The sequence below is a fragment of the Pseudomonadota bacterium genome (genome assembly GCA_022361155.1).
In the GTDB taxonomy this organism is placed as follows: domain Bacteria; phylum Myxococcota_A; class Polyangia; order Polyangiales; family JAKSBK01; genus JAKSBK01.
In genome coordinates, this window is the sequence record JAKSBK010000552.1 from 1 (window position 1) to 25,972 (window position 25,972).

Here is a 25,972-nt window from a genome sequence, read left to right on the forward strand (position 1 = left end):
CTCGGCGAAGTGCATCACGTCCTGCACTTCATCCCCCAGCAGCTCGAGACCAAAAGGGCCAATCGCTATGCCTGCAAGCAGATAGCCCAGCACCGAACCGAGCCCGAGACGCTTGGCGAGCGGCACCGACACCACCGCCGCAGCCAGGAACACGAACGCCTGAAGGAAGAAACCTTGGCCAGCCATCGGCTATGCTCCGTTGGAGGCAGTGCTCGGGGAGGAGCCGATCAGCGCATCGAGCTGTGCGTTCAGCCGTGCGACTTTGGCTGCGCGAGCTCGATCGAGGGTGCTGTCACGCAGCGCCACGAGCAGCCGGCGGTAATCGCGTACGTGCGCTTCGGTCTGTGCGGGACTCAAGCCGTGGGTCCCGTGCACCGCAAAGGGCGGCAGGTAGTGCATCCCGCAGAGCAGCGCCGTGCTTTCAAAGGGCCTGAGGTATTCGGCCAGGGTGAAGCGGTTCGTGGCACCGCGGGCATACGTCGCTTCGCTGGCGCCCGTGGTGGTCACGTGCAGCGCCAGCTTGCCCCGGAGCGCGTTGCCTCCACCGCCGTAGGCCCAGCCGTGCTCCAAGACCAGATCCTGCCACTGTTTGAGGAGCGGGGGTGCGCTGTACCAGTAGAGCGGGTGCTGAAAGACGACGACGTCGTGCTCGAGCAGCGAGTCCTGCTCGGCTTCGACGTCGACGTCGAAGTCCGGATAGACCTGGTACAGGTCCCGCAAGGTGACGCCCTCGAGCGATTGCGGTGCTTCCGCAAGGCGCCGATTGATTTTCGATGTCTCGAACGCAGGGTGCGCGAACAGCACGAGGACGCGATAGGCGAGGCGGGCCATTTGAGCCCGGACACTCTAGCAGGGTCCCGAGAGCAAGGGTGCAATGCAGCGGGTCGGCCCGGTGCGCGGGGCTTTTTGCGGGCCGGCGCGTCCCCGGCAGCTTTCGGCTGGAAGCAGGCGGGCCACAGGGCCCGGTTGACTCGCTCGGCCGGAGCGAGAAGGATTGCGCTGCCTGGAGTGACCGCGCTGCTTGCCAGATCCCGAGGAGGTGTTGTCGTGCCTGGGCAGATCGATCAGCCGGCTCGCGGGTCACCCGGAGTCGCAGGGCACCGGGTTGCCGCCGCCGGGATCGCCGCCCTGACGCTCGCCTGCCTTGTCCAGTCTGGCTGTACGGCCGCGCTCAAATCCGACAACGTCGAGCTCACTTCGCCGACCAAGGCTCCGGAAGTGCCGCGCGTGGCGATCTCGCTGCCGGTTGCCGTACCGGTCATCCGCCCGCCCAGGGTCGCGTGCGTCGAGCCTCGGTGCGACCCGCGATGCGAAGCTGGCAGCGGCTACGCGAACTGCGATGGTGATCCGGCTACGGGTTGCGAGACGGCTCTCATGACAGACGTGGAGCACTGTGGAGCATGCGAGCGAGGCTGCGCGCGAAGCAACGCGGTAGCAACCTGCAGCAAGGGTCGGTGCGCGTGGGAGTGCGAAGCCTTCTTTGCGGACTGCGACGGGGATCCCGATAACGGCTGCGAAGCAGATCTGCGGACCAGGGACAATTGTGGCCAGTGCGGCGTGCGCTGCCAGTTCCCGAACACCCGAGCCAGCTGCGCAGGCGGGACCTGCCTGCTCACATCCTGCGACGACGGCTTCGCGGATTGCGATAGCAGCGTCGACAACGGCTGCGAGACGAGCATCCTCAGCAACGGCCGCCACTGCGGGACCTGCGATCACCGCTGCTCCGAATCCCATCCGACCGTCGCCGTCACTTCATGCCAGGACGGCCGGTGCGCTTCGGCGCGCTGCGGCGACGCCATCGTCAACAACGGGGAGAGCTGCGACAACGGCAACAATCTGGGCGAGTACGGCGGCTGCATGCCGGGCTGCCTCGAGCGAGCGCCCCACTGCGGCGACGGAGAAATCAACGGTCCGGAACGCTGCGACGACGGGCCGAATGCGGGCGAGTACGGAACGTGCAGCACCGACTGCCGCCGCCTCATCCCGCCCTGCGGAGCCTCGGGAAGCGGATGTGAGATCCTGCCGCCAGGCGAACATGGCACCGTGCGCATAGGTGGCTGCCTGGCCACGATGCTGACCAACCGCTGGGCCCTGGGGCCTGCAAGCTGTCATCCGGTAGGCCGCGACAACAGCCCCGAAGTCGTGGCGCGACTCGGCAGCGGCGAGGCCGAGCAGATCGTGCCTGTGCTGCGTGTCGTGCGGCACCCATCCAACCTGGCAGATCAGGCCACGCCGACCGAAGGGGACGCTTGCCACGCGCCGGGCATCGACCTGGCGCTGTTCGAGTTGGCTTCCCCGGTAAGGATACGGGGCACGACTCGAGGCTACACTCAGCCTCTGTGGCCGGGTGTCTCCAAGAAGAGCCAGGGAGGGGTCCCCCTGGGCATGGTGGGCGTCAGGATGTTCTGCCTGAGCTGGGGTCCTCCCATGCCGGGCGGCGTCGACGTCCTGCGCAGCGTATCCCGGGTAGCGCAGGACGTGGACCTGGGCGCCGCTGGTCCACAGCGAGGAGACATCCTGGATTTCGTCCAGGATACGGGTGGCCCGATCGGGCGCGCCGGCGTGAGCGGCCCCTGCCTGGCCGAATACAATCACCCTGAGGTCGGGCTGGGCGGCAGCCCTGGATTCCTCTTCCTCGCAGCGATGATGTCCCGGCAGCTGGCGGCTTCGTCCGAGGGCGTTCAAGCCGTCAGCGTCGCCACACCGGGCACGATCGCGTGGATCGCCCGCACGCTGCATTCCGTGGTGGCGGATGGGGAACCCAGGCTCGGTCAGCCGCTGGCCGTCGTGTCCCGCCGTGAGGGCGAGCTGGACGTATTTTCCATTGTGGGCGGAGGCAGGCTCAGGCACGAAATCTACCGGGAAGGCAGCTACCGTCTCGGCCAGGAGCTGTCGGGTCTCATGGTTGCGAACGAGGCTCCGTCTGCCATGGCTCGGGGCCCGGATCGCATCGAGCTTTTCGTGCGCGCGGTCAACGGGTCGCTGTACTGGCGGACTTGGCAGGGCGGGTCGTGGCTGCCGAATTGGCGGCTTGTCACCGACGCGAGCGTGGGCTGGATCGATTCCAGGCCCTCGGTGGCTTCCATCGTGTCCAATCGTCTGGAGCTGTTCGTCAAATCGACCCAGAACGAGCTCATGCATCGCACGTTCGCGAGCGGAGCCTGGAGCAGTTGGGTGAAGGTTCTCGACCCGCGACCCATCCCGGCCAGCCTTGTCGTGGGTCCCTTCGCCTCGGCACCCTTCACCGTCGGGGTCAGCGGCTGCTGCGTGAACGTGTGGGGTCTGGATCCGAGTCGCAGGCCCGTGGAGTGGACCCTTTTCGGCAACGGTGGCTGGAATGCGCGGGGCTACGACGGCCCGAGGCTGCGCGCGCCGCCGACCAGCGCTCACTGGAAGCTCAGCCACCAGCTTGTCTACGCCTGGGGCGACAACGGCAATCTATGGCTGACCTGGTTCGACCAAGCCTGGGCGAGCAGATGGGTGGACACGGCCATCGCCCTGGGGGCGGCGCCCGTTGCGGGCACCATCCGCCCTGGGACCCTGCATGTGCTCGCGGTCGATCCCCAGGGCAAGCCGATGCGCGTTGTGTACGGCCACGAAGCAGAGTGCCCGGCTCTGGATCGGAGCCAACCTGCCGCCAATTTCTGCGCGGACCCAAGCTGCCCCTGCGCCCACGGGCAGGGCCACTGTGAGAACGACGCCCAGTGCGCAGGAGACCTGCGATGCGGCAACAGCAACGGCAGCGACTTCGGGTTGCCTGCCGATTTCAACGTCTGCATCGCTGCCTGCGGGCAGTCCGGGCACTGCTCGGCACAATGTCCCTGCACGGAGGACACGGGTCCTTGCATGAGTGACCGCCAGTGCGACTGCGGTCTGGTCTGCAAGCGCCAGAGCCGCGGCGCAGCCACGGCTCCCATGTCTTGCCAGAGGCCCTGAACCCGGCCGGTGGCCGCGTCGGTCGAGCGGAGGTTAGGTCTTCTGGGCGAGCGCGCCCGCAGGAATCGCCCGAGGAGTACTTTGCGTACTTCGCAGGGCGAGGCCGAGGACGAAAGCCGCCCAGAAGACCGCCTGGGAAGCCGTCGTGCAAGCGTGGTCACCCCGTGAACGGTTACATCCGCCCAGGCTCCCGGTGGATCGGGCTGGCTGCCGATGATACACACTTGCCCATGCAATTGGAGGGAGGTCGGTTCGCGCTGAGGCAGCAGGTCGGCGCCGGTGGTATGGGCAAAGTCTACGCTGCTACCGATCACAGGACCGGCAACCCCGTCGCGATCAAGGTCCTGCGGCCGGAAGGTACGGAGTCGCTGCAGCGGCGCGCCCGTTTCATTAGAGAAGCGCGCATTGCGGCGTCTCTCAGCCACCCCAACATCGTGCGGACGCTCGGCTGCGGCACGGAGCCGGACGGCACGCTGTACCTGGTCATGGAGCTGCTAAGCGGCCACTCGCTCGAGCAAGAGCTTGCGCGCCGGCAGGTTCTCAGCACCCAGGAGGCACTCGAGCTGCTGATTCCAATCATGGGAGCGGTGCGTCTCGCGCACGGGCGAGGCGTTATTCACCGAGACGTGAAGCCGTCCAACATCTTCCTGGATACTTCGTCCGGACCGGCGCTGCCCAAGCTGATCGATTTCGGTATCGCCAGAGCACTTGGAGACAGCCTGGCCACCCGCACCGGGCAGGCCCTGGGCACTCCGGCCTACATGGCGCCGGAGCAGGTTCGTGGCGAGCGGACGGCGTACGCTACGGATGTGTGGGGCCTGGCGGCGGTCCTGTATCACTGCGTTGGCGGCCATCCGCCTTTCTCGGGCGGCAACATCGCCGAGTTGATGTTCAACATCGTCTACGAGACGCCGAAACCGTTCGCCACGTCAAGCCGCCCGGGTGCGGGCTTGCGTTCGGTGCTTTCGAGGGCGCTGTCAAAGCGTCCCGGTGAACGCTACGGGACGGTGGAGCAGTTTGTGCGGGCGTTGATGCACGGCGCGCTGGCGGATGGCACGAGCTTGCCAGCCCGCCCGGACCCCACCGGACTGCCTGACTGGGCCGACTGGCTCGCGCAAGCGCGGACCCCGGCGGAGGCCACCGTCAGCATCGAGGGCCCCAGTCCGCCCCTGGAGCGGCCGCGCGAATCTGCTGCCGGCGCCACAAGCCGTGTGTGGAACGTCGCGTTGACGGCGTCGGCCTTCGTGCTGGTGAGTGGATTCCTGTGGGCCTTGCAGGGCGACGGCAGCACGCGAGCGCACCAGCAGCACGCGAGCGGCCGTGCCGATCCGAGCGGCCGTGCCGATCCGAGCGGCCCGTACTTGCTGCTCCCCGGTCCGCCCGGCAGTCCCGAGCAAGCTCGACTTGCCGCGCCAGACTGGCGGGACCACGAGAGCCGCTCTGGCCCATACAGGGCTGCTTCCGTAACCGGCGACGGCACGCATGTCGCATCGCATGCCGAATCCGCGGCAGCCTCGTCCCCGCGCGCAGTCGCCGGCAGCGAGCTCTCGCGCCACGGAGCGCGTGCCCACCAGACTGTGCGGGCCGTTGTACCGGCACGCGGGGCCGTGCGGGCGCGCGGTGCCGGGCCCGAGCAGCTACCCAACCCGGACCGGGCGAGAGCCGGTCGCCGGTTGCCGGGGGGCAGGCGAGACCGTCCCGAATTCCCTCGCCAAGACGCTGCCGAGCTTGTGCCGTGGGCGAGATCCGAAGCTGCACCAGCCCGGCAGTCGCCTGCGCGCGCTGCAGCAGTCACGCGCAAGGCGAGGCTCGAGACGTGGTAGGAGGCCCAAGAACCTATCCGCTCCAAGCATCGCCCCTTGGTCAAGCACCTAGCAGCTCCACCGGGCCCGCAGTGTACTGGCGCTGGCGCGTGGAGCGCGGGCGGGCGCTCGGTTCACGCCCTGCCCGGGCGTCCTTCGGGGCGCTTCCTCTCCTGATCGTGTCCCTCGCGACGGGCTTCGCTGCCTGGCAGTGCTGCAGTGCCTGGGCTCAGCCTGATCGACCGAGCGCGGACTTGGCCGCTGCCCGCGCCGAATTCGAGGCAGGGTCGCGTCTTGCCGAGCAAGAACGCTGGGTCGAAGCCGAGCAAGCATTTCGCCGCTCGCTCGACCTGGTGGATCGTTCTCCCACACGCTTCAATCTTGCCGTCACACTCCAACACCAACGCCGTTTCACGGCGATGCTGGAAACGTTGGACGAGTACCTGCGCACGAGCGACCCGGTATATGACTCCGAAAGCCGCGAGCGCGCTCGCTCCATGCGCGGCGAGGCGCTCCGGCAGGTGGCCGACGTGAGGCTTTTGGTGTCGCCCGAGAGCAGCGAGGTGCGCGTCGATGGACAGCCCCTGGCCCCAGGCGCCGCACGGCACATGTACTTGGTGCCCGGGTCGCACGTCGTCGAGGCCGCAGCCGAGGGCTTTGCGAACCTTCGCAACGAGCTCGACGTGCGTGCGGGCCAGACCGTGACCCACCGTATCGTGCTGCAGGAGACGAAAGCCCTGGCGTCCGCTTCCGTGCCGCCGCCAGGCTCCCCCTCGTCCGGGACGCCAGGCTCCTCGAGCGATGGGCGGGCAGCCGCTCCCGAAGCCGGCGCTGCTGCCCTTCTGAGTCAACAAGACCGGCGCAGCACCGAGCCCGTCTCGAGCGGCTGGTCCGGTCCAAGCCTGGAGCCTGTCTCCACGCACGACACGACCCCCGGCGCGGCCCTCGGACTGCTCGTCGGGGGCTCGGGCTTGGTGGCGGCAGGGCTGGCCAGCGGGTGGTTTGCCCTGCGTGCTGACCGGCAGGTCGTGGAGGCGTGCGCCGGTGCCCGGCCCTGCCCGCGGCCGGATCTGCGATCCAAGCAGTCACGAGCCAGAGTCTTGGCCGTGACTTCCGACGTGCTGTGGGCAACCGGCGCGGTGGCTGCGGCAGCGGGGCTCGGCTGGATGCTGTGGAGCAACGACGCTCGCACCGGCAGGAAGCAGGGCCAGGACGAGGACACGCTGCAGGTTGCGTGGATGGTGCGGCCGGGCTCCGGCGCTATGCTCTACTCCGAGCTGCGGACACGCTGGTAAGGCCCGCCCAAGGCCCCGCGTTCCAGGCAAGGTGAGTGAAGTTTTGAGCAAGCACGAAGAAAGCACGCTCGAGGTGCGGCCCATCGAGCTGGCGCGCAAGCCGTTGCCGCTACAGGCGCTGCTAGTCCTTTATGGCTCCCGTGGCCATAGCGTCCTGCGCCTGCGGCGCGGGGAGGAGGCCGTGATCGGGCGCTCGAGCCCAGCGCAGCTCGTGGCCGATGACCGCAGCCTGTCGCGGCAGCACGCGCACGTCGCTTTCGGTCCGAGCGGCATACGGATTCGCGATCTCGGGTCGAGAAACGGCTGCTGGCTGCAGGGAGTGCGCATCCGGGAAGCGACCCTCGGCGACGGTGACGTGGCGGTGCTCGGAGAGCTCAAGCTGTCGATCAGGATCCACGACACCGAGTCCGAGCTGTCCGACCGGCGGGAGATTCGGCGAGCACTGAGCGTGGAGTCCTCCGGCGTCATGATGGGCTCGGTGTCCGCCCGCAGCGAGACCTCGGCCGGCGACATCGTGGTCGAGAGCTCGGCGATGCTTCGGGTGCATGGCAACGCGCGCAAGATGGCCCGCACGCTGCTCCCGGTTCTGGTCACCGGCGAGACCGGGGTAGGCAAGGAGGTGGTGGCTCACACCATCCACGAAGCGAGCCCAAGGGCGGCTGGTCCGTTCAAGGTCGTCAACTCGGCTGCACTGCCGGCGGGCCTGCTCGAGAGCGTCTTGTTCGGGCACGAAAAGGGTGCGTTCACCGGGGCCACGAGAGCCGCCGCCGGGCTCTTCGAGCAGGCGGACGGTGGCAGCTTGTTTCTCGACGAGGTGGGCGAGCTGTCCGAGCGTGCACAAGCTGCGCTGTTGCGTGTCCTGGAAACCGGTAGCGTCACTCGCCTGGGATCGGAGCGGGAGCGTCCGACCAGCGTACGCTTGATCGCGGCGACCAACCGCAATCTCGCGCAGATGTGTCAGGAGGGGCAATTCCGTGAAGACCTTCTGCACAGGATCGAAGGCATGCGATTGCATGTGCCGCCTTTGCGAGAGCGCGTGGAGGAGATCGTGCCGTTGGCCCACCAATTCCTGCGAGGCAAACGCCTGCCCGACGATTGCCCCAAGGACCTTTCTGCCTCTGCCATCGAGTGCCTGAAACGATACGCCTGGCCGGGCAACGTGCGCCAACTGCGCAACGTCGTGGAGCAAGCCGCCGTGCTCGCAGAGGGTGATCTGATAGGGCTCGAGGACCTGCCCGACACACTGCGCGCTCGGCCGGACCCGCCAGCGAGCAGCGGGCCGGGGGCGCCCGAATCGCTCGCTGGCCCTCCTCTCAAGGAGCGGCTTCAACAGCTCGAGTCCAACCTCATGCGGGAAGCCTTGATCAAGACCGGCGGTCACAGAGCCCAAGCCGCGAAGCTGATCGGCATGCCGCTGCGCACGTTCATGAAGCGCCTGAAGGAATATCAGCTGGACGAGGACTCATAGTCCGATGGCGGCGCTACAGGACACTGGCGTGACGCGTCCGAGCCGTCGGCAGCGTGAAGCGCGCGAGCACACCGCAGTCCGCCGCGGGTTCGAGTCGTATGCTGCCGCCGTGGCGATCGATGATGCTCTTGACGATGGTCAGCCCCAACCCCGTGCCCGCGTCTTTGGTCGTGACGAAGGACTGGAACACGCGATCCATGACCTCGGGCTCGATCCCGGTACCGTTATCCCTTACCCAGACTTCAACGTAGCCGTCGTCGAGTGTGTGAGCGGACACCTCCACCCTGGCGTCGGCGCGTCCCTGGGTCGCTTCCACGGCGTTGGTGATGAGATTCAGCAGCACCTGCTTGATCCGGGCTGGGTCAGCCTGGACCTTGGGAAGGTCACGCCCGGGGCGATGCAGCAGGGTTACACCCTTGTCCTCGACCGCGGGGGCCTGCAGCGCCGCGATCTCCACGATGAGTTGGGAAAGATCCAGGGCGTGGGACTCGATCGCGTGCGGCCGTGCGAGACTCAGGAAGTCGTCCAATAGCGCCGAAAGGCGTTCAAGCTCCCCGTTGACGATGTCCACGCGTTTACCGATCTGCTCGCGATCGGAGCCGTCTGTTAGCCCGCGAGCGGTGCGACGCATCAGCTCGAGTTGGAGCTTGGCTGCGTTGAGCGGATTACGGATCTCGTGGGCGAGCCCGGCGGTCAGTCTGCCCATCGCAGCCATGATCTCGCTTTCCGCCGTGCGCCTGAGCACGTAGTCTTCGCGATATGTCTCAAGCATGATTCCAAGCTCGATGTCGCAGATCTTGTCCAGCGCATCGTGCCCCCTTTCGGCGCGGTCGCGAGGCCAGTCGACCCGGCGCAAGCCTTCGTGCAGGCCCCTGCGAACTACGTTCATGGCCGAGAACATGAAGCGTTGTTCCAGCTGAATGCGGACGTGGGTGCGTCCGATGCGCGCCCGTTTCTCGAAGTAGGCTTCGTCGTAGGTTCCGGCGAAGAGCGTCTTGAGCCAGCTGCGGAGCGCGCCCTTGAGCCGTTCGATTTGCTGCGGCTCGCTCACGATGGCGGCGGTTGCGGGTTGCCGCCTGACCTCGAGGTAGAACCGTTCCACGATGTCGTTGAAGTGGGGCTCGACGACAGGCCCCATGGCGCAAAGCAGCTCCTGGTCGTCCTTGGTGAAGCCCACATAGCTGGCGAGCTGATACAGGACTTCAACGGTGGCCACGGGCATGAGCTAGTTCGTCGTCGCGGGCTGTGTCAAGCTGGACCGCGGGTGTGGCGGATCCTTGGCTTCCGCGCTCACACGCAAGGCGTATGCCGGCTGCGCAATGCGCTAGCCCTTACGCCACGCCGGAGCCGAGCCCTCCAGCGACGCTTCTCGTCGACGCAAGTCTTGCACGTATGACGCTTTCAGCCGCAGCTTTTTCGAGGCCGGCGTCGGCCTACAACCGCGTGCAGCGACGCGAGCAGGGTCCCGATGTCAAGTGGTTTTGAAAGGAATGCGCTTGCACCGGCGTTCTTGGCGGCGCTCGCGTGATCGTTGGCGGCCAGCTTTCCACCGCTCAGCCGGTACTTGGTCACGCTGCTCACCACGATGACGGCGAGGTTGGGCCTGCTCTCTCGAAGCTCACCCGTGAGACGTACCCCGTCGATGTCCGGGAGCGTGTAATCCACGACTGCGGCATCAACGTCGTTGAGGGTGCAAATCGCGAGCGCGGTGGCGCCGTCGCGAGCCTCTGACACCTCATAGCCCTCGACCTGCAGCAACTCCGCCAGCGCCTGTCGCGAGCCCCGGTGATCGTCCACGACGAGGATGTGTCTGGTCATGACATCCAGCCGATCTGCAGGACACCACAAGCTGTCGTGTGTCGGATGTCTCGCACCCTCAATCTGTGATCGCTCGACCCAGTGTCAAGACCCAGTGTCAAGGTGGGCGATGCCGCGCTGCGCCATGTCGGGTCTGGAGTCTCGGGACGGGCACCGAGGGACCTAATCCGGCTGGGTGCACAAGCGCGTGAATTCTGTTGAAAGGTGGTTCCACCGATCCACGCCCTGAGCTAGGATCGAGCGCTCTGCGGGCAAAGGGTCGGCAAAGGGTCGGGTGTAGTGTCCAGGGCAGGATCGTGAAGGGTTACGCGATGAACGTGCCGCACTTCGAGCGTCGGGTGTCCTCGAGCTGGCCAATCGTCGTTCTGGTCGTGGATGACAGCGTGTCTTTTGCCAACACGCTTGCGCGTCTGTTGCGCCGTCGCGAGGTTTCCGTGGTGCAGGCGCAGGACGCCCACGAGGCCCTCGCGTACCTGTCCTCCGGCAACATCGATCTCGTGCTTAGCGATGGAGACATGCCTGGCATCGATGGAGTGACCCTCTTGCGCATCGTGGGAGAGCTCTGGCCTCACGTGTGGCGGGTGCTGTGTACGGCCTATGTTGGAACCTACGGAGCCATGTCCCAGCGCTACGAGGGCGCCGTGGACTGCGTCTTCGAGAAGGGCCAGGAGGGCGAGATCCTGGCGCTCATACAATCGCTCGTTCAGCAAAGGCTGAGCGAACGGCTCGAGTTCGAGCAGGCGCTTACGCCTACGGCATAGGGTCCGTCCCACAATAGGCGGCCGCGACCGGCGAGCTCGTGCGCCGACACCACGTCAACGCCCCCGCAGCAGCCGTCACGCTCGAGCCACGTTCGCCAGGTCCTGGAGCAACGCTGCCAATTGGCGCTGCCCGATGACTTCGGCGTCTTGCGTCATCGGGTAGCGCTCGGAGCCGGGATAGACCACGAAAGCACGCTGAGCTTGGCCGAGCGGCGCCGCCGCCGCTATGATCCGGGCGTGAGCCAGCCCGCCCCTCGCCACAGCTACACTTTTCGGGAGTACCTGACCCTTGAAGACGCGTCGAACGTCAAGCACGAGTTCTTCAACGGAGAAATCTACGGCATGGCGGGGGGGACCCCCGAGCACGCGGCCCTGGCCGCGTCCATCGCATCTGCCCTGCTGGTGTCGTTGCGAGGCGGGCCCTGCCGTGTCTACACCGCCGACCTGCGCATTCGCGTCCTGGAAACAGGGCTCGCCACCTATCCGGATGTCACCGTGGTGTGCGGCGACCCGCAACGAGACCCGCAAAGCGATACGACCGTCACCAACCCGAAGCTCCTGGTCGAAGTGCTCAGCAACAGCACCGCCGCCTATGATCGCGGCGAGAAGCTGCAGCACTACAAGAGCATTCCGTCGTTGCAGGCGGTGATGCTGGTGTCTCGGACCTCGCGCCGCATCGAGGTGCACGAAAGAGCAGACACCGGGTTTCGTAACACCGTCTATGCTGAAGAGGATCGGATCAAGCTAGCCTGCGTGGGTCTCGACCTGTCCCTGTCCTCCGTGTACGAAGACGCAGGCTTGTAGGCCTTCGACAACGATGGGCGCGCCCCACCAGCGGCTTGCGCCCGGCGCGGAAGCCCTTGGAATCGCGCATCCACCTGTCATAATCCACCATATAATGGCTGATTATGACAACTACATCCCGCGAGACCTGAGTGTGCGGCTGGGCAGGTGCTTGTCGTATATGCCTGTCGTGGTGGTCACCGGGATGCGGCAGACTGGAAAGACGACCTTGCTGCAGCATGATCCGACGTGTCGTGGGCGGCGGTATCTGACGCTGGACGACTTCGCAACGTTGGAGGCGGCTCGGCACAACCCCGAGGCGCTGGTGTCGGATTCAGGCGCGCTCACCATTGACGAGGTTCAGCGTTGTCCAGAGCTCCTGGTCGCGATCAAGCGCAAGGTCGACGCCAACCGCGAGCCGGGTCGGTTTCTGCTCAGCGGCTCGGCCAACCTCTCGTTACTCAAAGGCGTTAGCGAGTCACTGGCTGGGCGCGCTGTACATCTGAGACTCGAGCCCTTTTCTCTGCGCGAAGCAACCCGTGCAACCCACAGGCGGCCCTTTCTCCTTGACTTCCTGGAGCGCTCGAAGCTTCCCGGCCAAGCGGTGGCGAGCCGGCCCGTGACGGACGCCGAGGTGCTGGCCGGCGGCATGCCACCCGTCCATGGCCGGCCCCCCGAAGTCGCAGACACCTGGCTGTCAGGCTACGAGCAGACCTACCTCGAGCGCGACCTGCGCGATCTCGCGCGCGTCGCCGACCTCGCGGGCTTCCGTCGTCTCCTGCACCTCGTGGCTCACCGTACAGGCTCGATTCTCAACCAGAGCGACCTCGCGCGCGATGCCCATCTGCCCCCCTCCACGGTCTCGCGCTATCTCGGGTTGCTCGAGGTCTCCTTCGTTGCTCGCAGAGTTCCGCCCTTCCTGCGTAATCGCCAGAGTCGGCTCGTGAAGTCGCCGAAGATCTTCATGGCAGACTCGGGGCTCGCAGCCTTCCTCATGGGTGTCCGTGAGCTTGATTCGCGATCCGAGCCGTTCGTACGCGGCCCGTTGTTCGAGACGTTCGTGGCTCAGAATCTGCTCAGCCTGATGGCGTCGCACGCTCCGCGGTACGAAGTGTCATTCTGGCACGTTCAAGGCCGTTACGAGGTCGACTTCGTGGTTGCCCAGCCCCGGAGCTCGATAGCGATCGAGGTCAAGGCAGCAACGCGTTTTGACGGTCGTGACCTCAAGGGTCTGCGCGCGCTGATGGGCTCGTCTGGCGTGCAGGCAGCAGTCCTGGGCTACAACGGAGTCGAGGCCGTACAGCTGGACGATCGACTCTTCGCCATCCCTCTGTTCCAGCTGTTGTCCTGAACCAAGGCGAATACCCCGGTGCGCGCTGAGGGGCGCATTGAAGGGCGGGCCGAGGGCGAAGCGCAGGCGTTGCTGGCGTTCTTGGAACCGATTCAGGCTTTTTGTTGGGCCGTACTGGGCGACCGCGGCTGTCGACCGAACAGCCGGGCGGCGCGGCTCACGGACACCAAAATTCAATAAAAAATCGCATTGATTCCCATGCGTTCAAACGATTTTACCACAGCAGTACATATCCCTCTACATTGAAAAAACTACCCGACTACCCGATTGGTACCGAGTGAAGCTAGGCGACGAGGTTGCGAGAAGTGAGTTGTACGGAGCCGAGTTCCTCAGGTAAGCGCCAGCGCCCGCACCTGTCGGTGGGCGAGACACACGCAGGCAGGATGCAGCCACCTGTGCCCGCTTTCTTGGCCGGCGCGATGCTGGCAGCGGGATGTATCGGGCCGGCGGGCGACACTGTGTCCGACGGCCGGGTGGACCTGGGCACTACGTCCCCGTTTCGTCTGGGAGATGGCTCGATGCAGGGGGGTCCGTTTGCCTGTGATGCCAGTGCCATCGCAGCTCCGTCGCCTGGTTGGAGCCGCCTCAGCAAGCGACAGATCACGCGCACGCTTGCCGATTTGTTGCGGAGGACACTGGCCGACGAAGCAATCGCGAGCAGCGCCTTTGATGCACTCGCGAGCCAGCTGGACCTGTTGCCGGAGGAGCAACGCAAGAAGCTGCCTCAGGATCTGCACGGCAGCTATCGCAGGTTGGACCAGGACGTCTCACAAGCGTACGTCGAAGCCACCTATGAGCTAGCCTTGGAAGTCGGGCGTCTGCTCTCGGATTCGAGCCGCATCGCGAGCGCGCTGGGGACGTGCGCGGCGGACACTGACGCTACCAACGACGAAGTATGCCTGCGCGAGTTCGTGCAGCGGTTCGGGGGGCTCGCGCTACGACGACCGCTGAGCACGGACGAGGTCGACTTCTATTTGGGGTTCTATGGACTCTCGCCCGGAGTCGCGCCCGAAGGCGTTGCGGACGTGATTGCGGGTATCCTCAGCGCGCCGCAGTTCCTTTACCTGGTGGAGCACGGGGGAGCCGAGACCAACCCTGACGAGCCGCAGGAGCTCGACGCGTTCGAGCTGGCGAGCCGACTTTCCTATCATTTCTGGGACACGATGCCGGATCAGGAGCTTTGGGATGCGGCCGCAAGTGGAGCATTGGCGGATCCCGGCCCGTATCGGGAGCAGGTCGAGCGCCTGTTCGCTGATCCGCGCACGCGTGAAACAACGCGAGAGTTTTATCGTGACTGGCTCAAGCTGGAGGACGTGCCGGCCATGGACACGCTCAACGACCAACCGGTGTTCAAGGCATTCGCGGGTCCGAACCTACCGTCGTCCGAGCTGCGAGGACAGATGATCGATGAGGTGCTCGATCTGGTCCAGCATCACACCTGGGACGACCCCTCTGGGTTCGACGCGCTGCTGTCGAGCGAGCTCTCGTTCGCGCGTACACAGGAGCTAGCGGACCTGTACGGCATTCCGGTGCACGTGGACGGTGCCGAGCCGACCAGGTTTCCCGCAGGACAGAGACCGGGGATGCTTACCCGCGCCGCCTTCGTCGCCACAGGCTCAGCCAATACCCGGCCCATCATGAAAGGTGTGTTCATCCGTACCAACATGTTGTGCGACCCGATTCCGCCGCCGCCGGACAACGCGGCCAGCAACTCCACGGAACCCACGGACACCGCGGGGACCCGCGAGGTGGTCGAGGCGTTGACCGAGCAGCCGGGCAGCGCATGTGCGGGTTGTCACGCCACGCTCATCAACCCGCTGGGGTTTGCGACCGAGGACTTCGATGGCCTGGGACGCTGGCGGGAGGTCCAGCGCTTGTTTGACGCCGAGGGCAACGAGACGGGCGCTGCACCTATCGACACCAGCACGATGCCGAACGTCGTGCCGGGCGACGAGACTCCGTCGGCGGGCGCGCAGGATCTGATGAGGCTCATCCTCGACAGCGGCAAGGCGCAGGCGTGCATGGCGCGCCACTACTTCCGCTTCACCTTCGGGCGCTGGGAGGACGACGAAAAAGACGGCTGTGCGCTCGACCAGCTATGGAGAGCGCTGGGTCAGGGCGGCTCTATCGCGACGATGCTACGGGAGGCGGCCCTCGCCCCCGAGTTCAGGCAGCGGTTGTTTACCGAATGACGGGGACCCTACAAGGAGAACAAGGCTGATGCACCGCAAAGCTCGCAACCTGGCACGAAGGCAGTTTCTTTACGGGGGCGGTGGTTTCGCGCTCGCCTTGCCCTGGCTCCCGTCGCTTCTGCCCTCCGGAGCAAAGGCGCGGGCGCCGAGGGAGCCCCGCTTCGTGGCGATCGCCTCCAATCACGGAGGTCTGTTCGAGGACAAGATCTTCCCGCCCGAGCGCTTGTTGGGTCCTGACCAGCCACTGTATCCGGGCCACGCGATCCGCAGCGGAACGCTCAGGGCCACGCAGCAGGGCGGGCAGTCGGTCATTTCCGAGGTGCTGCGCGCGCCGACCAGCGAGCTCACATCGAGCCTCGTGGCCAAGATGAACGTGCTCAGGGGTCTCGATATCCCGTTCTACATCGGTCACCACACCGGCGGACACCTCGGGAACTTCGCCCGCAACGATGGCAACGGTAGCGAGGGCAAGGAAGCTCAACGCCATCCGATGCCCACCATCGACCAGCTCATGGCCTGGTCTGCCAGGTTCTACCCCGACCTCACGGGGATCCGGCTGCGCTCGATCGTGACCGGCAAGATGGGCAGGCTGTGCTGGGGCTACTCGAATCCTTCGGCCAGGACGGGAGACATCCAGGAAGTGCGGTCCGAGCGCGACCCGGTCAAGATCTTCAATGCGATCTTCGAACCCACCAGCGGGCCTTCTGGCAAACCGCGGCAACCTATCGTGGACCGTGTGATCGAGAGCTACCGCAGTCTAAAGCAATCCAACCGCAGGCTCTCCGGGGCCGATCGCCAGCGCCTCGACGATCATATGGACCGCCTGTCCGAGTTGCAACGGCGCCTGAGCACGCGTGTCCGGCACGCGACCTGCAATGACCTGAGCGCGCCGGCATCGAGCACGGACCCTCGAGGATACTACCAGGCGCTCAACGACGTGATCGCAGCAGCCTTCCTATGCGGTGCAAGTCGAATCGCGGTTGTGGGGGTGGTGGAGGAGGTCTTCGTTGCGCACGGCGGTGACTGGCATCAGGCCGTGGCTCACCAGTGGGAAAAACCAGACGCACAGCTCAAGCTGCAGCAAGCGAACGGCGCCGTCTTTCGGGAGGTGTTTCTCGATCTCGCGCGAAAGCTCGACGTGGAAGACGGTGCGGGCTCCAGCGTGCTGGACAGTACTCTGATCGTCTGGTGTAACGAAAGCGGTGAGGAAACGCACAACGCGAGAAGTATGCCGGTGATCACGGCTGGTAGCGCTGCGGGGTTCCTGAAGACAGGGGTTTGCGTCGACTACCGGCGGCGCACGCAGGAGGGAATGACCCAGAAGTGGGGCAAGGAACGCGGCTACTCTGGCTTGACGTACAACCAGTGGCTGGCAACCGTGCTCCAGGCGATGGGGCTTCCGCAAAAGGAATGGCAGGGAGTGGAACACAACGGCCCTACCGGATACGGCTATCCATACGTCTCGGACGCCTACCGCCCCACCCACGCACATGGCGTGATCCAAAACGCGAGCGACGTGCTGCCGTTGTTGAAGGCTTAGCCAGCTCGCGTCACCGGCCCGTCCGTGCGACCATTCCCTACGCCCCTTTGCCAGGCGCCGGCGGCTATCAAGCCGATGCCCCCGAGCTCCAGGATCCGGTTCGTCCGCAGGTCGGCAACGCGCACTCCGAGCATCTCGTCGACGTGGTGGAATGAGGCGGCTCGGATCACCACGAAGCTGATGAGCAAGGCACTGCCGGCGAGCGGGAGGCGCAGCTGCCTCAGCTGACCACGGGCGAACCACAGGAGCACTGCAACGCAGCCGAGGCCACCGAGCCCCACCACAGAGATCAACACAGCTTGCAGCGTCCTGCGCTGATCGTACCAGCCCAGTTCCGTGACAACGTGACGAGCCGACACGGTGAACCAGGTTTGGAGGTCGAGTTGTTTGTTCACCCCCAGCAGCAGCAGCAGCATGCACAGCCCCAACCACAGGCCGGCCACACGCTGCGGGCGCGAGGCTTCCATGGGTGCCCGGCGGCGCCAGCAAAGGGCGGCTGCCGCGAAGTAGGCAAACACCGTGAACCACCCCACGAAGCTGGGGTCGCCGATCCCGGGCTCCCAGCCTCCCGCGGCCGAGGGTGCAAGCGAAAGCCAAGGTGCGACGTGAGCCAGGCCTGAAAGCGTGTTTCTCACGACCTGGGCTCAGGCTCGCGGGCCTGCTCTGTCCGACGCTCGGTCCGCACCCAGTTTCTTTCCTGTCTGCCAAGCAAGAACGACAAGTAGATCGGAATCTTCCAGAGCACATAAGCCGGCACCGTGAGGATGAAGCGCATGGGAATCTCGCGGCGAGCGAAGCGTGCCCAGGAAATGAGCACGGCGGCGCAGAGTGCCAGAAGGCCTGCGCCAGAGATGAACAACGCAAGCGGAGAGGCTCCGGCCCACGCGAGGCACGCTCCTCCAGCGATCAAAAGAAGCTGCAAGCTCACCAAAAACGCCAGCGGTGGGACCATGAGGTCGAGGCCCTGTGCAATGAGCTCCTTGCGACCTTCGTAGAGGCCACGCAGCAACAGCCGGGGTGCCGTGCTGACGAGTGCAGCCAGGTGGCCGTGCTCCCAACGGCGACGTTGTGTCTGTGCGGCTTGGTCGCGTTCCGGCAGGGGACTGACCACCCTCGCCTCGTGCATGAAGTAGGGCGGGTAGCCGGTTCGCGTGAGGTCCAGGCCCATCACGAGGTCTTCGACGAGGTCGTCGTGGTACCCATGTACTTCGCGAAGCACGCTCCAGGGTAGTGCCATGCCCGTTCCGCCAAGGTGGCAAGGAAGCCCGAGACGCTTGAGCCCTCGTCGCCGGATCCAGCTACGGACCAGGTAGGCGAGAGCAGAAACGACGATCCTAGGCGTCGGGTTTGGCGGAAGAGTGCACCCTGACTCCGCCTGCACCGGACGCCCCAGCTCGTGGGCCAGCGCTGCCAGCTCAAGCAGTGTGGCTTCCGAGTCCGAGGCCACCGCGCAGTCCGCGTCGAAGACGACCACCACGTCGGGCGCGTTGGCGGCGAGGTGCTCGAGCGCATACTGGATGGCGAATCCCTTGCCGCGTCGCTGGCGGTCCTGCCTCACAAGAACCTCCGCGCCAGCATCGCGCGCCCGGCGGGCGGTCTGATCATCGCAGTTGTCCGCGACCACCAGCACCCGTGCCTGCGACCGCACCTGCTCGAGCAGGTGCGCGACGGTCTTCGCGATGACCGCCTGTTCGTTATGGGCAGGGACCACCACCACCGTAGAAATGGGACCGCCCCTGCGGGGTTTCGGGCTACGGGGCGTCGGGAACTGCGCGGCAATGCACTCCCCAACGAACACCGCGGTGGGCACGCTCAGCGCGGATGCGGCGAGCCTCCAGATGCCGTCCAGGGCTGTGATCAGCTGAGCGAGCCCCATGTTGCTAGCGGGCCGGTACGAGCTCTGGTGTGCCCGTCGTGTCAGGTACCGGGCCAGCGTCGGTGGGCACGCTGACCTCGGGTGCCGAGATAGAGCTCTGCACAGCGCTCGCCGTCGCGGCAGTGGGTACCGGCGGCTGCACCGAAGAGTGGGTCGGTTGTGGGGCGATGACGTCGACTTGCGCGGCCTCGCCGTCCCGGGCGCTCGACGTTAGGAGGCGCAGCAGCGGCTCACAGGCAACCTCGACACTGTGCTGAACCGTCACCTTGTCCCTCGCGCGCGCCGCAAGCCGCGACCGTAGGTCCTCGTCCGCTGCCAGGCGCCTGATGCAAGCCGCCAATCCGCTCCAGTCGGATGGGTGGTACAGGAGCCCTGTCTCTTCATCGACGACCAGCTCGGGAATGCCGGCCACGCGGGGAGCGATCACGGGGAGTCCCAGCGTCATGGCTTCCATCAGAACCACCGGGAGTCCCTCCATCAGGCTCGACATGGCGAACATGTCGGCACCCAGGAACTCGGACCACAGATCCCGGCCGCCGAGCGGCCCCAGCAGCTTGATCCGCCCGGTTAGACCGCGAACTCGAATGTAGGACCGGAGCGCCGCTCGGTCGGGCCCCGCACCAACGAGGCGTAGCTGTAGGTCGACGCCGCTGTCGACCACTTCGCCGACGGCCTCAACCAGACCCTCCAGCGCCTTCTGCCTGTCGAGCCGGGCCACGCACAAGAGCCGCACCGGACCTTCGGTGTCGCGCGACTTGGGAGCGACACGCTGCAGCTCCACCGTATCGAGACCGCAGCGCACCATGTGCAGCTTCTCCCACAGCCGGCTCGGCACACGCAGCATGGCCTGCGAGCGGCCGTAATGGGAGATGCAGGCCACGAAGTCAGCCGCATCGACCATGTGCGCCAGCAGCTCGCTGGACGGGTACTCGTAGTCGCTTGGTCCGTGCAGCGTCAGGCTCCATGGCAGCTTCAGGTAGGCTGCGGCCAGCAACGAAACCTGCGCGCCCGCATTTGCGAAGTGCGTGTGCACCCGGGTTGCGCCGCGCTCGCGAAGCTCGTCGACCAACAACATGGCTTCCCCGAAATGGAACAGACTCCACACCAGCGCGCGGCTCCCGGGTACCCGATTGCGTACAGCCTGCCGGAGCACTTGCAGATAGCGGTCCGGGTGCCGGAGCAGGGTGCGCCCGTGCGCGGTGGCGAGCTTCTTCAACGAGGTGGGCAGAATCGAGTGCGTGCTTTCGGCTTCGCGCCGGTCCGCATCGGAGACCAGGGCCTCGACGCGCGCGCGCCGAACACTGAAGGTATCCACCTCCAGCCCCTGACTGCGAAGATGGGCGATCTCTCGGCGGATGAAAGTGTGTGATGTCGCCGGATACTGGCTGACCAGGTATGCGATTCTCGGTGCTGGTTCGTTGCGCATGCTCGCTCTTGCTCGCGCCTACCGAATACGGGTGCAGGCGACCGGACTTTACCCCTGACGGGAGCGGAACTCACGCTTGTTGCGCCAAGATCAAGAATCGAGGTTCCGGCGATTGAGCGTATCCGAAACGCGTCGAGCCGGCCGTCGCAACGAGCGCAACGCGGGGTCCTGCTAAAGAAGGCCCCAATCGAGGCCGTTCACCAGTGACGAGCACTCTGAGCGGAGAACATCGTTCCTTACTTCCGCCGAACGTCCGAGTTTTGAGCCGTATCACCAAGAGCTTGAACGACACCAGCGCCACTACGGTGGTGGTCGTGACGTACAATTCGATCTCGACTATCGACAACGCGCTGCGGTCCCTGGAGCAGGATCGGCGCGAGCGAGGGCTCCGCTGCGTGGTCGTCGACAATCGGAGTGGCGACGGCGCGCTTGATCTGGTGCGCGCGCACTACCCCTGGGTGAAGGCCATCGATAGTGGGGGGAATCTCGGGTTTGGACGCGGCTGCAATCTGGGAGCGCGCGGGGCGACCACACCCTATCTGCTTTTTCTGAATCCCGACGCGGCCTTGCATTCCGGCGCCCTGCGCATTCTCGAGCGGTTCATGAAGGAGCACCCTAAGGCCGGCATCTGTGGTCCGGCCATAAGGAACGGAGAGACCTTGCAGCACGCTGGCATGCTGGAGCCACTGGCTTCGGTGCTGCTGCATACGGGTCTCGGTCGTGGGCGCGCTATGCGCACGATCCTCCCCGGTGCGGAGCCTTTCCGAACCAATTGGGTGAGCGGTGCGGCCTTGATGGTACGCACTGAGCTTTTTCGTGACCTGGGTGGCTTCGACCCACGTTTCTTCCTCTACTTTGAGGAAAGCGACCTGTGTGCGAGCGCCAGGGAGGCCGGGGCCGAGATTTGGGCGGTCGGGGAGGCAGTGGCCGAGCATTGCGCAGGCAGCTCCGCACGAGCCACGGGTGCCCCGTTGGCGGCGGGATGCATTGCGGAGCACTATTTTAGCAGCCGCTACTACTACATGCGGAAACACCATGGAATCGTGCGCGCTGTGGCCGTTGAGAGCGCTGAGCCCGTGCTCCTACTGGCGCGCGACCTCCTCGACCTCGCGAGGCGACGGCCGCTCGAGAAGGCGCGCGTGGTGGAGCGTCTCAAGGCGCCGCTCTTTCGATTGCCTGCGAAAGTGGCATGATCCGGAACTTCGTCGCGCGTCAAGTGCGCGCAACGCGATCGGGGCGGCGCATCGGCGCCGCCTGCAGACAGGTATGGGTACGGGCCCGGGAGTTCCTTGCTTGAGCGGGTCGCGCCGGGACGGCGGTGGCGGAACTGGCCCGTGGCGCTTGCCAGGTTCCGGCGCGGACGATACCGCGGGCCCGCTCTGCGGCAAAGGACATGACCCCAGCGGCCTCAGGCAGCTTGCCGGCAACACAGCTAGCTGCGTAGAGCATGCTATCCGACTCATCCCACCCCTTGGCACGTTGAGCTCGCGCGATCTTGCCGCCGAGCCAGCCATAGGCACCGCATAGCGCTGTCGCGCGTGCGGCCAACGGAAGCGGCAATGAAACAAGCGTCAAGGGCACGAGGCCGCCCCAGGTGAGCGCGGATACCATCTTCTTCGTCCAGCGATGGCGATCCATCTGCGAATGGTCTTCAGCGTTGAGTGCCTGTCGCGCCAGCGCAACGCCGTGGCGCACACAGCGGGTCCACCACTGCCCCAACCGCTCCATTCCTATGTCGTGCGTAGCCATCTCGCGCGAGAGCTGCATCACCGACCAACCGGCCGCGCGTATGCGAGCACACAGCTCGAACTCCTCTCCGGCCGCGATATCCTGCCGGAACCCCTCCACCTGCTGCAGAGCCTCGACTGTCATCATGGCGTTGCCACCCACGCTCTCGGTAGGGCCCGGCGTGGCACGCCATTCCATGTCTGCCAGCCGGTGATACACGTTGCGATCCGGTTCACGTTCTCTGAGCTGTCCGGCTACAACAGCGTATCGGGGATGACTCGACAGGAACTCGACGGCGTGTGCGAGCCAGCCAGGGCAGAGCGCCGTGTCCCCATCGAGGAACTGGACGAAGCGCACTTCCGGGCGATGCTCGAGCAACCAAGCGAGACCCGCATTTCGCCCCCGAGCAGCCGTGTGGGGAACCGAATCGTCCAGCTCTACCGTGGCCACGCCCTTCGAGCGCGCGAAAGGCGCACTGCCGTCAGTCGAGCCGCTGTCTACGTAAAGCACTTGCGCACTTTGTGCGAGCGCTGACGCGAGTGTGGTCTCGAGGTTCGAGCGCTCGTTCCGGCCGATCACAACTACACCCACGCGAGAGTCCATGTCAGTCACTCATCCGCTTCACGAGCATCCGAAGCAACTCCAAACCACGAGCCGCGCGCCCTTAAGACCAGGTACGGCCGGTTTTCGACACGCTGTGGGCGCACGCTGGGCTGAATAGCGGTCAACCGTGGCATCAGTCTTGGGCCCGTCGGAAGCTCGTCAGGACCTAAGGTTATCGCCTGAACGTGCGCTGACTGTCGTGACGAGGGCCAGGATGGGACTGGCCGAGCTGTCCCACGCGGGCGCAGCGACGGAGATTCCGCCGCGGGAACGCATGCGACCCCCATGAGTCGACCGCTACAGCTTCTGTCAACGCGATCCGTTACTGATCGCCTGTATCAGGCGATCTTCGCGGAAGTGACTTGAGGAGGAGATATGCCGCAATGACGAAGAACGAAATCGAGGAATCGATTCTCTCTCGCTTCCGCAAGGACCTCAGGGATCTGATGCTGCAGCCACTCGGAGCCTCCCACCCAGGTATTGAGGACTTAAGCCTCAAGCTCCTCATCCGTGACCGACGAATCGGGCCCCTTGGGGTCCTTCTCGTGTCGCCCCCTTCGTACCCCAATTCTGTGGGGGAGGGCACCGAAAGGGCTCGTCGGGCTCGAGAGGCTCTTGGCCGGGACCTGGGCGGTGCTATCCTCGATCCATTAGTGAGTGACCGTTTTGGTACTCAGACGTGGGCGATTCTGCCCTGGCGCCAACCCCTGAGCCCCGGCGCGCCCCCGGCGCGCCTGCGTGGCGGCCGCCCAACGGACATGCAGGGCTCGTCGGGCTCGAGAGGCTCTTGGCCGGGACCTGGGCGGTGCCATCCTCGATCCATTAGTGAGTGACCGTTTTGGTACTCAGACGTGGGCGATTCTGCCCTGGCGCCAACCCCTGAGCCCCGGCGCGCCTGCGTGGCGGCCGCCCAACGGACATGGTTGCGACGTCCGTTGTTCGGATGGCTGCGCGCTTTCACCGTTATGACTGGGGGGGTCATCGATCCATGGTGGCGCAGTGACTGCTCTCACTTATCCCACTGTCACTGGCGCTGTAGATGATACTTGACTTGTAACATCGTGTACCTGCCGGCAGGCCAAGAAGAGCGGACTTACGATTGGAGCCTCCCGTACTTCAGGAGTTGGTCGATGACCTCGCCGGCATGATGGCTCCTCGCTACTTCAGGGCAAACATTTTTTGTCGTAGCAAAGGTAATGATGGTACGAGTAGGCATCGTTGGCACCGGGTTCATTGCACGCAGCGTCGTGGCAGAGCTTCGCAACGCACGAGATCTGGCTGTTGCCAGGGTTCTCACTCGCCGCAAAGATACGGCCATTGATGGCATAGATGCGGGTACGCTGACGCTGTCGCTTGACGAACTGCTGGAGCGTTGCGACATCGTGTTGGAGGCTAGTGGCGATCCGCTGCACGCTACGGTCGTGGTTGAAAGTGCGCTCGCGAGCGGTAAGAAAGTCGTCACGATGAACGCCGAGTTCCACGTGACGACGGGCCCCTATTTCCATGGTCGAGGCTACCTTACGGAGGCCGAGGGAGACCAGCCTGGCGCCACGGCCCTGCTGAAGAGGGACGCGCTGGGAATGGGGTTTCGACCAATGGCCTATGTCAATATCAAGGGCTTTCTCGAGCCCAATCCAACGCGGGCGAACATGGAGTACTGGAGCGAGCGCCAAGGGCTCAGCCTCGTTGAGACGACGTCTTTCACGGACGGTACCAAGCTGCAAATCGAGCAGGCGCTATGCGCAAATGCGCTCGGGGCGATCTTTGTTCGCGACGGCATGACGGGACGCAAGGTCTCTGATCTCGCCGAGACAGATTACCTCGTCAAGGACGCAGAGAAGCTCGGCTGTCCAGTCAGCGATTATGTCGTAGCAGCCGGCGCCCCACCTGGCGTCTTCTTATTGGCGAAGCACGACGTATCTCGCACGCTTCCCCACTATGGGCCGTACGAGAAGCTGCTGACCAAGGGCCGAAGTGCGTATGTGCTGCTGCGGCCCTACCACCTCTGTGCGTTGGAGGTACCAAAGACCTTGCGCAGCGCCGCGGCCGGGGACGCACCTCTGATGTTCTGCTCGCCTGTGCCGTACGCGTCGGTGGCGGCGGTCGCCAAACGGGCTCTCGAAGTGGACGAAGTGATCGATCATGCCATCGGTGGCTTCGAGGTTCGGGGTATGGCAGTGGCAGCCGCTGCCCACCCGGATCACGTTCCTATTGGCTTGCTGAAGGGTGCTCGCGTCCGGCGCCGTGTGCTTCCAGAAGCGGTGCTGCAGATGGACGACGTGGAACTCGAGGCGAGTCGGGCCGGGGAGATTTGGTCCATCTTGCAGCAGCGCGTTAACACAGCAGCCGATCAACTGGCAGGGGCAGGGGGGGTCGCCGGATGACGGCTGTCAGATGGCTCAGTCCCGTTTCGGAGTCCCAATCGCACTCGGCTCAGCTGGAATCTCAGCGTTCCATGCGCTCTGCCATCGTCAACGTTGCTGGGTTTTCCGCTGGCGGATGGCGCTTCTTCGAGGGCGTGTGCCGGCGCCCGGAAGAAGGCTGTCGCTGGATTCATCACGACACGGGACCGCGAGGGCTGCTTGAGTCGAAGCTTTCGCTGTCGCGCATGAGCTTCCATCGGGCTGCCTATCAGGCCGCGAAGGATACAGGAAGACTGGAGCGGGGCTTACTCGTCAGCCACGGGCCGGCTATGGCCGCCCGAACTGAGGCATTCCTGTTGGTGCGAGGAGGACGGCGGGTGCCCCACATCGCGTGGACGTTTCATTTCATTGAGCTGCCTGCCGGCGTTAGGAGACGCTTCATGCGCCGGGCGCTGTCGCGCGTGGACCATTTCGTGGTTGCGTCCAACATGGAACGCGAGCTGTACGCGAGCGAGCTGGGTTTACGGGAGCAGCGCTTCGACTTCCTGCGCTGGGGAGCAAAGCCGCCAGTCGTCGATATCGAGGATCCCGGTGTGATGGACGGTCCCTACATCTTCTCTGGGGGCGCCGAGGGACGGGACTACTCGACGTTCATCGAGGCCATGCGCAAACTTCCACGGATTCCTGCCCTGATCATTGCGCGACCGCGCAACTTGCAGGGACTGTCCCCACCCGCCAACGTAACGGTCCTCATGGACGTGGGACTCGAACGCTTCAATCGCCTCATGGCCGATAGTCGTTTCTGCGTGCTTCCGCTCGCGCATGAGCTTATTCCATGCGGGCACTCCACTATGGTTGCCTTCATGCACTTGGGTAAAGCGCAGGTCGTCACCAACTCCAGCGGTGTACGCGACTACGTGCGCGAAGACGATAACGGCTTGCTCGTACCTCCAGGTGATCCCGACGCCATGGCCGAGCGCATCGAGGCTCTGTGGAACGACGAGACAAGCTGCGCCAGGATGGGTGCAGC

At 65.3% G+C, this 25,972-nt stretch carries 20 protein-coding genes; 12 read left to right on the forward strand and 8 right to left on the reverse strand.

Translation table 11 applies throughout. From position 1 onward, the window contains the following. Both MJD61_20450 and MJD61_20455 read right to left on the reverse strand, forming a co-directional pair. A partial coding sequence (locus MJD61_20450) for a cation:proton antiporter (protein ID MCG8557634.1) occupies positions 1 to 186 on the reverse strand: 186 nt, incomplete at its 3' end. A 3-nt stretch (positions 187 to 189) separates the two neighbouring features. Next, positions 190 to 831 (reverse strand): NAD(P)H-dependent oxidoreductase, encoded by a 642-nt coding sequence (locus MJD61_20455; GenBank protein ID MCG8557635.1) that lies wholly within the window; start codon positions 829 to 831, stop codon positions 190 to 192. A 216-nt stretch (positions 832 to 1,047) separates the two neighbouring features. On the opposite strand from MJD61_20455, the gene MJD61_20460 reads away from it, so the two are divergent. From MJD61_20460 to MJD61_20475, 4 genes are all read left to right on the forward strand, one after another. Further along, positions 1,048 to 3,936: a hypothetical protein gene (locus MJD61_20460; GenBank protein ID MCG8557636.1), complete on the forward strand. Its 2,889-nt coding sequence runs from the start codon at positions 1,048 to 1,050 to the stop codon at positions 3,934 to 3,936. Positions 3,937 to 4,166: 230 nt separating this feature from the next. Further along, the gene (locus tag MJD61_20465; GenBank protein MCG8557637.1) at positions 4,167 to 5,759 is read left to right on the forward strand and encodes a serine/threonine protein kinase; all 1,593 of its coding nucleotides are present in this window, start codon (positions 4,167 to 4,169) and stop codon (positions 5,757 to 5,759) included. A gap of 71 nt (positions 5,760 to 5,830) precedes the next feature. After that, entirely contained in the window at positions 5,831 to 7,033 is a 1,203-nt protein-coding gene (locus tag MJD61_20470; GenBank protein ID MCG8557638.1) for a PEGA domain-containing protein, read from the forward strand. Between the two features lie 31 nt (positions 7,034 to 7,064). Further along, on the forward strand, positions 7,065 to 8,501 hold the full coding sequence (locus MJD61_20475; GenBank protein ID MCG8557639.1) for a sigma 54-interacting transcriptional regulator: 1,437 nt from the start codon (positions 7,065 to 7,067) through the stop codon (positions 8,499 to 8,501). 13 nt (positions 8,502 to 8,514) lie between these two features. Here MJD61_20475 and MJD61_20480 read toward each other — a convergent pair whose 3' ends face one another. Together MJD61_20480 and MJD61_20485 are read right to left on the reverse strand one after the other, a co-directional pair. After that, positions 8,515 to 9,723, reverse strand: a complete 1,209-nt coding sequence (locus MJD61_20480) for a protoglobin domain-containing protein (GenBank protein MCG8557640.1) — start codon at positions 9,721 to 9,723, stop codon at positions 8,515 to 8,517. 179 nt (positions 9,724 to 9,902) lie between these two features. Continuing rightward, positions 9,903 to 10,319: a response regulator gene (locus MJD61_20485; protein MCG8557641.1), complete on the reverse strand. Its 417-nt coding sequence runs from the start codon at positions 10,317 to 10,319 to the stop codon at positions 9,903 to 9,905. Between the two features lie 296 nt (positions 10,320 to 10,615). Between MJD61_20485 and MJD61_20490 the strand changes: the two genes are divergently transcribed. The 5 genes from MJD61_20490 to MJD61_20510 all read left to right on the forward strand — a co-directional run bounded on the left by MJD61_20490 (position 10,616) and on the right by MJD61_20510 (position 16,946). Further along, a complete protein-coding gene (locus MJD61_20490) occupies positions 10,616 to 11,080 on the forward strand; it encodes a response regulator (GenBank protein MCG8557642.1) in 465 nt (154 codons plus the stop codon). Between the two features lie 120 nt (positions 11,081 to 11,200). Further along, positions 11,201 to 11,884 carry a Uma2 family endonuclease gene (locus MJD61_20495; GenBank protein ID MCG8557643.1) on the forward strand — a complete coding sequence of 228 codons (684 nt, stop codon included), beginning with the start codon at positions 11,201 to 11,203 and terminating at the stop codon, positions 11,882 to 11,884. Between the two features lie 94 nt (positions 11,885 to 11,978). Next, positions 11,979 to 13,214, forward strand: coding sequence for an ATP-binding protein (locus tag MJD61_20500; GenBank protein ID MCG8557644.1), 1,236 nt, complete (start codon positions 11,979 to 11,981; stop codon positions 13,212 to 13,214). Between the two features lie 383 nt (positions 13,215 to 13,597). Beyond that, positions 13,598 to 15,406, forward strand: coding sequence for a DUF1592 domain-containing protein (locus tag MJD61_20505; GenBank protein ID MCG8557645.1), 1,809 nt, complete (start codon positions 13,598 to 13,600; stop codon positions 15,404 to 15,406). A gap of 28 nt (positions 15,407 to 15,434) precedes the next feature. Next, positions 15,435 to 16,946, forward strand: a complete 1,512-nt coding sequence (locus tag MJD61_20510; GenBank protein MCG8557646.1) for a DUF1552 domain-containing protein — start codon at positions 15,435 to 15,437, stop codon at positions 16,944 to 16,946. On the opposite strand, the gene MJD61_20515 is transcribed toward MJD61_20510, so the two are convergent. From MJD61_20515 to MJD61_20525, 3 genes are read right to left on the reverse strand one after another with little or no spacing between them, the layout of a single operon-like run. Next, on the reverse strand, positions 16,943 to 17,581 hold the full coding sequence (locus tag MJD61_20515) for a hypothetical protein (protein MCG8557647.1): 639 nt from the start codon (positions 17,579 to 17,581) through the stop codon (positions 16,943 to 16,945). The two genes, MJD61_20510 and MJD61_20515, sit on opposite strands and share 4 nt — an antisense overlap. Next, complete coding sequence (locus MJD61_20520) at positions 17,578 to 18,822, reverse strand: glycosyltransferase family 2 protein (GenBank protein ID MCG8557648.1); 1,245 nt, start codon at positions 18,820 to 18,822, stop codon at positions 17,578 to 17,580. The genes MJD61_20515 and MJD61_20520 overlap by 4 nt, the downstream gene beginning before the upstream one ends. A 4-nt stretch (positions 18,823 to 18,826) precedes the next feature. Then, positions 18,827 to 20,248, reverse strand: a complete 1,422-nt coding sequence (locus MJD61_20525; GenBank protein MCG8557649.1) for a glycosyltransferase family 4 protein — start codon at positions 20,246 to 20,248, stop codon at positions 18,827 to 18,829. A 281-nt stretch (positions 20,249 to 20,529) separates the two neighbouring features. On the opposite strand from MJD61_20525, the gene MJD61_20530 reads away from it, so the two are divergent. Continuing rightward, complete coding sequence (locus MJD61_20530) at positions 20,530 to 21,441, forward strand: glycosyltransferase family 2 protein (protein ID MCG8557650.1); 912 nt, start codon at positions 20,530 to 20,532, stop codon at positions 21,439 to 21,441. 19 nt (positions 21,442 to 21,460) lie between these two features. On the opposite strand, the gene MJD61_20535 is transcribed toward MJD61_20530, so the two are convergent. Further along, positions 21,461 to 22,579, reverse strand: a complete 1,119-nt coding sequence (locus tag MJD61_20535; protein ID MCG8557651.1) for a glycosyltransferase — start codon at positions 22,577 to 22,579, stop codon at positions 21,461 to 21,463. Between the two features lie 1,196 nt (positions 22,580 to 23,775). Here MJD61_20535 and MJD61_20540 point away from each other — a divergent pair. Next, positions 23,776 to 24,963 (forward strand): NAD(P)-dependent oxidoreductase, encoded by a 1,188-nt coding sequence (locus MJD61_20540; protein MCG8557652.1) that lies wholly within the window; start codon positions 23,776 to 23,778, stop codon positions 24,961 to 24,963. Between the two features lie 356 nt (positions 24,964 to 25,319). Further along, positions 25,320 to 25,972: glycosyltransferase family 4 protein (locus MJD61_20545; protein MCG8557653.1), on the forward strand; the 653-nt coding region annotated here is incomplete at its 3' end.

What these genes read in the sequence shown, in the direction of transcription:
- MJD61_20455 (MCG8557635.1), bottom strand. Translation starts at nt 831, where the DNA reads ATGGCCCGCCTCGCCTATCGCGTCCTCGTGCTGTTCGCGCACCCTGCG.
- MJD61_20465 (MCG8557637.1), top strand. Translation starts at nt 4,167, where the DNA reads ATGCAATTGGAGGGAGGTCGGTTCGCGCTGAGGCAGCAGGTCGGCGCC.
- MJD61_20480 (MCG8557640.1), bottom strand. Translation starts at nt 9,723, where the DNA reads ATGCCCGTGGCCACCGTTGAAGTCCTGTATCAGCTCGCCAGCTATGTG.
- MJD61_20485 (MCG8557641.1), bottom strand. Translation starts at nt 10,319, where the DNA reads ATGACCAGACACATCCTCGTCGTGGACGATCACCGGGGCTCGCGACAG.
- MJD61_20500 (MCG8557644.1), top strand. Translation starts at nt 11,979, where the DNA reads ATGGCTGATTATGACAACTACATCCCGCGAGACCTGAGTGTGCGGCTG.
- MJD61_20505 (MCG8557645.1), top strand. Translation starts at nt 13,598, where the DNA reads ATGCAGCCACCTGTGCCCGCTTTCTTGGCCGGCGCGATGCTGGCAGCG.
- MJD61_20510 (MCG8557646.1), top strand. Translation starts at nt 15,435, where the DNA reads ATGCACCGCAAAGCTCGCAACCTGGCACGAAGGCAGTTTCTTTACGGG.
- MJD61_20520 (MCG8557648.1), bottom strand. Translation starts at nt 18,822, where the DNA reads ATGGGGCTCGCTCAGCTGATCACAGCCCTGGACGGCATCTGGAGGCTC.
- MJD61_20525 (MCG8557649.1), bottom strand. Translation starts at nt 20,248, where the DNA reads ATGCGCAACGAACCAGCACCGAGAATCGCATACCTGGTCAGCCAGTAT.
- MJD61_20535 (MCG8557651.1), bottom strand. Translation starts at nt 22,579, where the DNA reads ATGGACTCTCGCGTGGGTGTAGTTGTGATCGGCCGGAACGAGCGCTCG.
- MJD61_20540 (MCG8557652.1), top strand. Translation starts at nt 23,776, where the DNA reads ATGATGGTACGAGTAGGCATCGTTGGCACCGGGTTCATTGCACGCAGC.